The sequence below is a fragment of the Amycolatopsis keratiniphila subsp. keratiniphila genome, from assembly GCF_001620365.2.
In the GTDB taxonomy this organism is placed as follows: Bacteria; Actinomycetota; Actinomycetes; order Mycobacteriales; family Pseudonocardiaceae; genus Amycolatopsis; species Amycolatopsis keratiniphila.
In genome coordinates, this window is record NZ_LQMT02000021.1 from 152493 (window position 1) to 160159 (window position 7667).

Annotated in this window: 6 protein-coding genes; all 6 read right to left on the reverse strand. The window is 67.8% G+C overall.

What is annotated here, in order from left to right; translation table 11 throughout:
* Position 1 precedes the first annotated feature (1 nt).
* Genes AVR91_RS22390 through AVR91_RS22415 form a run of 6 tightly spaced genes read right to left on the reverse strand, consistent with a single transcriptional unit; the run spans position 2 to position 7463 of the window.
* Positions 2-1654 carry a GMC family oxidoreductase N-terminal domain-containing protein gene (locus AVR91_RS22390; protein ID WP_063272892.1) on the reverse strand — a complete coding sequence of 551 codons (1653 nt, stop codon included), beginning with the start codon at positions 1652-1654 and terminating at the stop codon, positions 2-4.
* On the reverse strand, positions 1651-2208 hold the full coding sequence (locus tag AVR91_RS22395) for a DUF5987 family protein (RefSeq protein WP_063272893.1): 558 nt from the start codon (positions 2206-2208) through the stop codon (positions 1651-1653). Before AVR91_RS22395 ends, AVR91_RS22390 begins: the two co-directional genes overlap by 4 nt.
* A gap of 5 nt (positions 2209-2213) precedes the next feature.
* A complete protein-coding gene (locus AVR91_RS22400) occupies positions 2214-3566 on the reverse strand; it encodes a cytochrome P450 (RefSeq protein ID WP_063272894.1) in 1353 nt (450 codons plus the stop codon).
* Positions 3563-4552, reverse strand: coding sequence for an enediyne biosynthesis protein (locus tag AVR91_RS22405; RefSeq protein WP_211282761.1), 990 nt, complete (start codon positions 4550-4552; stop codon positions 3563-3565). The genes AVR91_RS22400 and AVR91_RS22405 overlap by 4 nt, the downstream gene beginning before the upstream one ends.
* Entirely contained in the window at positions 4549-6513 is a 1965-nt protein-coding gene (locus AVR91_RS22410) for a CRTAC1 family protein (protein ID WP_063272895.1), read from the reverse strand. The genes AVR91_RS22405 and AVR91_RS22410 overlap by 4 nt, the downstream gene beginning before the upstream one ends.
* A complete protein-coding gene (locus tag AVR91_RS22415; protein WP_267284128.1) occupies positions 6510-7463 on the reverse strand; it encodes a DUF1702 family protein in 954 nt (317 codons plus the stop codon). Before AVR91_RS22415 ends, AVR91_RS22410 begins: the two co-directional genes overlap by 4 nt.
* Between the last annotated feature and the right edge of the window lie 204 nt (positions 7464-7667).

The following is a 7667-nucleotide window of genomic DNA, read 5'->3' on the forward strand; positions in this document are numbered from 1 at the left end:
CTCAGCTCCCGGCCACCAGCGACAGCTTGCCGACCGCCCGACGCCCCGTGATCGAACCGTCCGGAGCGGGGGCGCCGTAGGTGACGTCGACACCGCGAGCCTGCAGCGCACGCACGATCCCCGGCACCGAACGCTCGGCCAGCGCCGCGATCGTCATCGCCGGGTTCACCGTCAGCGCGCCCGGTACGGAAGCGCTGTCGGTCACGAAGATCCCGGGGTGATCGCGGAGTTCGTGGTTCGGGTGCAGCGCCGAGGTCGCCGGGTCGTCACCGATCCGGCACGACGCCAGCGGGTGCACGGTGTAAGCGCCGACGACGTCGTTGGTCCACGGCGCCACCTTCGCCAGGCCGTCCTTCTCGAGGATCTCCTTGCACTCCGCGTCGGCCAGCGCCCAGCCGTGCCGGGTGTTCGGCGTCGGGTCGTACTTCAACGGACCGCGGCCGAGCATCTGCTGCGAGATGCGGTAGGCGTTGCCGGTGGGCGGCGGCGCGCCGAAGACGCCCTCGTTGTCGTCTTCGGTCATCAGGAAGATGGTCAGCCAGGAGGCCCACTTCTTGAGGATCTCCTTCTTCTGCACCCCGAACCAGCGCGGTTCGTCGCCGTCCGGCACCTGCGCGAGGATGGTGCCGAGCCCGGGCGGGAAGTACAGCTGCTCCAGCGAATACCGCTCGTACTCCGGCAGCGAACCGTCGAGCTTGTCCCAGTTCGCGACGGTCGGGCCCTTGCCGATGTGGTTGGCCTCGTAGACCTTCCCGTCCTCACGGGACAGCCCGAGCACCTCGCGGACGCGCTCCTCGTTGATGATCGCGGTGTTGAGCCGCTCGCCGTTGCCCGAGAAGTACCGGCCGACGGCGTGCGGCATGGTGCCCAGCGCCGCCTCCGACCTCTGCAGGATCACCGGCGTCGCACCGGCGCCCGCGGCGATGATGACGACTTTCGCGTCGATCGTCCCGCTGCCGGACTGGAGCCGGTAGTCCTCGTCGTCGACGATGTTGAAGTGCACGCGGTAGTCGCCGTCGTCGATCCGCTCGATCCGCTGCACCTCGTGCAGCGGCCGGATCTTCGCACCGTGCGCGAGCGCCGCGGGCAGGTAGTTGGTCAGCAGCGAGCGTTTCGCGTCGAACCGGCAGCCCGCCATCATGAAGTTGCAGTTCACGCAGCGGTCGTTGTCCACCGCGACCGGGGCGGGGTTGGCGGTCCGGCCGGAGTGGTCGCAGAACGCCGCCCACAGCCCGCCCGCGTACGAGACGTCGTTCCAGTCCTGTGTGGACACCGGAAGCGACTCCGAAACCCGGTCGTACCAAGGTTCCAGGGTGTCGCGCGTCAGCACCGAGGGCCACATCCGACGGCCGATGCTGCCGTGCCGTTCGAACACGAACTTCGGCGCGCGGGGCATGGCGGCGAAGTACACCACGCTGCCGCCGCCGACACAGTTCCCGCCGAGCACGCTCATCCCGTCGCCGACGACGAAATCGAAGGCCCGGGTGTAGGACGAGCCGAGCAGATAGTCGTGCTCGAACTCCTTCGTCTCCAGCCACGGCCCGCGTTCCAGCACGGTGACCTTCGCCCCGCCCGCGGCCAGGTGGTAGGCGGGGATGGAGCCACCGAACCCGCTGCCGACGATGACGACGTCGGTCTTGTCGTAGGCGGTCATGCGGGACTCCCGGAAGGCGTGGTGTCGGGGTGGACTCGGGCCAGCTCGCGGCGGTAGGAGAACTTCGGGAACCGCCACAGACCGTCTTCGTCCGGCGCGGTGTACCCCATCGCCAGCAGGCCGGGGTGGCCCTCGGCGATGGCTTCGGCGGTGTGCTTGTGCGCCGCGCTGTCGAAGGACATGTTGCAGAACAAGGCGAGGCTGACCCAGCCGTCCTTCTCCGGATGTCCCGGCGCGGTCAGCGACCGCACGAGTGCCGTCCTGTCCGCGAAGGACAGCGCGACGAACGCCGGGAGCGACTCGTCCAGCGTGACGTCGTGTTCCTTGGCGTAGACCTTCGCGTGGTCGTTGAGGGATTGCGCCAGATAGGGCAGCCCGACGGTCACCCCGGTCGCCTCGGTGTGCAGCAGTTCGAGCGCGCCCGCCGCGACCGCGCCAGGCCCCGGCGAAGCGCCGGCGATGGCGTGGTCGCCGGGGAAGCGCTTCTCCCCCGGCACGATCGTGTCCGCGTAGGCCTCCAAAGTGGACACCTCGACCTGTTCATCCGAATCCACGGAACCTACCTCCTGTTCCTGGTGTGCACGGTCATCGGCAGCCCGCCGCGCACCCGGAGCGACAGCATCGCCTCGGGAACCACGTCGTAGCCCGGGAGCTTTCTGAGTTCGAGGTCGCGCAGGACCATCGTCAGCACGAAGACGGCCTCCATCACGCCGAGGCTGTTGCCGATGCAGAACCTCGGCCCGGCGCCGAACGGGATGTAGGCGTAGCGGGGCCGCCCGCTCGGCCGGTCCGGGTCGAACCGGTCCGGATCGAACTTCTCCGGCTCCGGCCAGAAATCCGGATGCCGGTGCAGGGTGAAGGGCACGACGACGACGTCGGAGCCGGCGGGGATGTGATAGCCGCCGATCTCGTCGTCGGCCTGCGCCACCCGCGGCAGCAGCCACACCGGCGGGTACAGGCGCATGACCTCTTCGACGACCCTCGCCGTGTACGGCAACCGGTGCAGATCCTCGTGCGTCGGCAGCTGGTCGCCCAGTACCGCGTCGGCCTCGGCACGCAGTTTCGCCGCGATCTCCGGATGCTCGTCGAGCAGATGGAACGCCCAGCCCAGTGTGCTCGCCGTCGTCTCGTGCCCGGCCAGCAGCAGGGTGATCAGCTCGTCGCGCATCTGCTCGCGGGTCCCGTCGGTGGCGATGAGGCGCGAAAGCACGTCCTCGCCGTTCTCGACCGGGTTGGCCAGCCGCTGCTCGACGAGTTCGTCGGCGATGCGGCGGAGGTCGTCCCGCGACTCCCGGAACCGCAGCTGTTTCTTCAGCGGCGCCCATTGCGGGACCATGCTCAGCGTCACCGCTTCGAACATCGCCTGGTCCTGCACGGCCTCGAACGAGTGGCCCAGCGAGGTGAAGCCGCCCAGATCCGCGTCGAGCAGCGTCTTGCCGAGTACGCCGAGGGTCAACCCGGTCATCTCGTGCAGGATCTCCACCGGTCCTTCGGTGTCCCGCAAGCGTTTCACGAGTCCTTCGACCTCGTTCGCGACGACCGAGGCCTGCCGCGCGATCCGCTTGGGCTGGAACACCGGCTGGATGGTCCGGCGCTGCTTCTTCCAGACGTCGCCGTCGCTGGTGAGCAGCCCGTCGCCGAGTGCCCGCCTCGCCTCCTGGAGGCCGATTCCCTTGTGGTAGTTGGCCGCGTTGTCCGCGAGTACGTGTTTCGCCAGTTCGGGGTGGTTCACCAGGTACATCGTCTTGGGACCGATCGCGATCCGGACGACGTCCCCGTGTGCCTCCGCCGAGTCCGACATGAGCGCCAGCCGGTCGGTGAAGAGCTTCTTCAGCAGACCGAAGGTCGCTCGGCGCGGCGGGCCGGGCGGCGCGAGACGCGCCGCCCGGCTGCTTTCCGCACCGAGGGTCATGCCGCCACGGCCCCGGTTTCCGGCTTCTCGGCCGGCTTCGGCAAGGCCGTGATCTCGGCCGACTTCGCCTGCTCGGCCTCCCACTTTTCGGTGGCCTTCTTGGAGAAGTGCAGGCCCCACAGGAACATCCCGCGGATGAGGCAGACCAGCGCGGTGGCGAGGAACAGGCCGTAGGCCACGTGCACGACCATGAAGAACCCGTACGCCAGCGCCACTCCCGAGCCGAACAGGATCTGCGACGCGGGCTTGGACGGGGTCGTGCCAGGGTCGGTGACCATGTAGTTCGTGTAGAGCACGAACGCCACCCCGGTCATCATCCCGAGCGCGCCGGGGATCGCGGTGTCGAACATCCACCCGCGGATGATCGCCTGCAGCGCGAAGGTGATCAGCCAGGCGCCGATCAGCCACATCCGCTGGGTCAGCATCGCGTTGAGCACGGTGCCGGAGACGATGATGATGCCGACGATCAGCCAGCCGACCCACGAGTCGACCTGCTCGGTGAAGTGATACGGCGGCGCGATGCTCGCCCAGGGGAACACCAGCAGGATGATCGTGATGCCGAAGTTCGACGGGTTCATGTAGTGACGGAGCCTGCCGCGCACCGGGGCCTGCAGGACCCATTTGGCGCCGACGGCGACCACGACGCCGAACATCATGACCAGCACCTGGTCGTTGACGTAGGTGAGCATGTTCAGCGCGAGACCGGTGATATGCGCGGGGAAGAGGAATTCCACCAGTCCCTTGAACCCGTTGCCCCGGAAGCGGACGCCGCGCCCCTGTGCGCGGGCCCCGATGATCTCCAGCAGGATTTCCGTGGCGTACGCCGTGGCCAGCGCGATGAACGGATAGGTGTAGGGCTGCTCGAAACCGAGCACGGTGTAGCCGATGATGTTGAAGATGGTGATCGAGATCGCGAACCGGCGAAGGGCCGTGATCGTCTTGTTGCTCTTCGGTGCGGTGAGTGTCTGCTCAGCCATGACGGTCATTTCTCCTTAGCCTGAGCGCCGAGCTGGAACGTGTGGTCGCCCGGGGTCAGCTGGACTTCCTGCGTGCGGATCTGCCCGGTCAGGTCGCGCCACTGCAGGCAGACCTTCACCGGCCCGGTGACCTTGCCCAGCCCGATCTGGATCTCGTGGCTGCGCTTGCCGGAGTGGCCGCTGCCGCCGTCGACGCGGTCCATGTACTTCTTGCCGTCAGGGGTGACGACGGTGACCTGCGCGCCGATCGCCGCGGTGCCCGCCGCCTTGAGCGGGCCGTCCGCCGAAGCCTTGTCGTGCACCAGCTTCAGGTTCAGGTACGACCCGGTGTCGGGGCTGACGTTGCGGTAGAAGATCGGCTGTTCCCACTGACGGGCCACGGCGAAGTCGAGCTTGCCGTCGCCGTCGGCGTCACCGGTGGCGATACCGCGGGTGGGCACCGGGACCGCGAGACCGAGGCGCGGGGCCAGGTCGGTGTAGCGGCCGTCGGAGCTCTTGGCCCAGAAGTGCAGGGTGTGGTCGCCACCGACGTCGTCACCGGCGACCATGTTCGGCCAGAAGTACGGGTGCTTCAGCAGTTCGTCGTTCGACGTCGCCAGTTCCTGCAGCTGCGGCCAGCGGTTGACGTCGCCCTTGACGAAGCCGGTCGCCTGGGTGATCACCGATTCGCCGCTGTTGTTGTAGTCGGCGATCTTGACGTCCCAGCCCCAGCCGGACCAGGCGGTGCCGGCCTGTGCGCTGCGGTCCACCCACGGCGCCTCGCCGCCCTGCAGACGGCCACGCAGATCCGCGGTGTCCTTGGCGGTGTTCATGAACTGGAAGTGGCTCTCCTCGATACCCCAGGACGTCGTGATGTTGCTGACGTACAGGTCGTAGAGACCGTCGTGGTCGAGGTCGGCGAAGTCGACGCCCATACCCTTGAAGGAGTCGTTGCCGATCACCTTGGACTTCGGCTCGTTGGGCCCGCGGATGCCCTTCACCTCGGCGAATTCGACATGGCCGGGCCGGGACTTGTTGTACAGCAGGCGGTCGTGGCCGAAGTCGTTGCCGATGTAGAGCTCCGGCAGGTTGTCCCCGTCGACGTCGGTGGCGCTGGCCGCCAGCGACCAGCCGCCCTGGGAGTCGGCCGGGATGGCCTTGTCGTCGAGGGCGAACGTCGCGCTCGGCTTCGCCCCCTGCGTGGCGCCGGTGAACCGCAGGATGTACTTGCCGCCGGCGTTGTCGGCGTGCGACATCGACTTGTTCATCTCGACCCCGCCGGAGACGCGGTCGTCCAGCACCGCGCTGTCGGGGAAGTAGTTGCCGATGAAGATGTCCTGGTGACCGTCGCCGTCGAAGTCACCGACCGAGGCGGCGTTGGTGTTCCACAGCGGACCGGAGTACTCGCCGTTCTTGGAGTTGTTGCCCGGCACCAGTTCCACCGGCTCGTAGGCCTTCGGCTCCAGCTTCGTGGCGCCCGGCTTCGAGAGGAACAGGATCGGCGTGCGGCCCCAGTAGTAGGCCAGCAGGTCGACCCGGCCGTCCTCGTTGTAGTCCGCGGGAACGCAGCCCATGGGCGCGATGTACTTGCCCATCGGCAGCGGTGCCGCGTCGAGCGCGAACGGCGAGTAGCGGTCCCCGCCCTTGCCCGGCGTCGGGGTGATGACGACCTGGTCGCTGCGCGGATCGACGAAGCACAGGTCGTTCGCGAGCTTGTCGCCGTCGAGGTCGTTCACCGCGATCGCGGCGCCGACCGAGGAGATCCAGGCGCGGATGTGCTCGTACTCCTTGTTCACCGTTCGGATCGACTGGCTCTTCGCCGCCTCCGGCAAGGCGATCGTCAGCGGCTCGAACGCGTACTTCGAAGCCATGGTGTCGGCCTCGGCGGTCGAGACGGTGGGCAGCTGCGCCACCACGAACAGTCCCGCCATCAGCACCAGCGCCACGATGCCCGCAAGCTGCTTGCGGAGCCAGCCCAAGGTCGCGGTCATTTCCCTGCACCTCCAGAAAGAATCGCTTCGGCGATGCGCTGTCGCCAGGTTTCGAATGCCGGGAGTTCGCCGTCGACCACGGTCGCCGGGCGTACCTCCTGGGTGATGGCCGCGGCCCGCTCGGCCGGCAGCCCGCAGATCGCCTGGGTGGCGACCTCGGTCTCGGGGATCAGCAGTCCGGCGCGGACGCGGGCCTCGGCGGCGAAAGCACTGCCCTGGGCGAGGTTCCCGCGGTGCTCGCCGGCGAACTCGGCCAGTTTCAGCAGTTCGTCACCGGTGACACCGCACGCGTAGGTCGAGGCGAGCCCGATGCCGGCGTAGAGGTCTCCGTGCCGCTTTTCCGGGAACCGCGCGACCGTGTCGGCGACCAGGTCGACGTCGGTACCGCAGATGAACCACAGCGCCCGCCCGATGCCCTGGTCGATCGCCCGCAGCGCGTAGCCGTCGTTTCCGGGCGGCCAGGAGAAGTCCGGGTCCTGGAACTGCCCGTCGACGTACTTCGCCGTCTTGAAGTAGGCCTGGTGGAAGCCGTACCCGTCGAGCACCAACCAGCGCAGCAACGGGTCGAAGTCCTCGGCGGAGGGCCAGCGGAACCGCGGCAGGCGCGCCATCGCCCAGCCGACGCCGACGTAGATGATGTAGTCGTGCTTCTCGCCGGGGCCGTCGAGGAACCGTTCGATATGGCGGCGGCCGCCGCCCGGCAGCCCGTCCAGCATTCCGTAACCCATTCCCGCGCCTTCGTAGGCGAAACCGCGGTATTTCACCGGAATACGTTCGAGCCATTCTTCCGCCTGATCGACGGACCGTGCTTCGACCGCGTGCGCGTAGCCGAGCAGGAACTTCTCACCGACGGTCTCCAGCAATTCTTGAGCGGCTGGGCTCTTCTTGTGGAAACCGCGCTTGTCCAGTGACGTCTCGGAGACGTCCGGCGTGATCATGCGACGTCTGATCGTGCGCCAACCATTGCCCAACGCACTCTCCCCCTAACGGGTGGATTCGAATTCCGGATTGCTAAAAGGCTCACATGTGTGCCGATAAGGCGACTACTCCACGGTTGCGCCCGCGGTTCTCCCGGTTTGCGAGATCGGGAGGCCGCGGGAATATCGAGGGGTAAGGCAAGGTGGCGTGCCGCCGAGGCGTGTTGCGAAAGCCAC

Excerpts from the sequence above, each read along its gene's own strand:
- AVR91_RS22390 (WP_063272892.1), bottom strand. The coding sequence starts at position 1,654 with ATGACCGCCTACGACAAGACCGACGTCGTCATCGTCGGCAGCGGGTTC.
- AVR91_RS22400 (WP_063272894.1), bottom strand. The coding sequence starts at position 3,566 with ATGACCCTCGGTGCGGAAAGCAGCCGGGCGGCGCGTCTCGCGCCGCCC.
- AVR91_RS22405 (WP_211282761.1), bottom strand. The coding sequence starts at position 4,552 with ATGACCGTCATGGCTGAGCAGACACTCACCGCACCGAAGAGCAACAAG.
- AVR91_RS22410 (WP_063272895.1), bottom strand. The coding sequence starts at position 6,513 with ATGACCGCGACCTTGGGCTGGCTCCGCAAGCAGCTTGCGGGCATCGTG.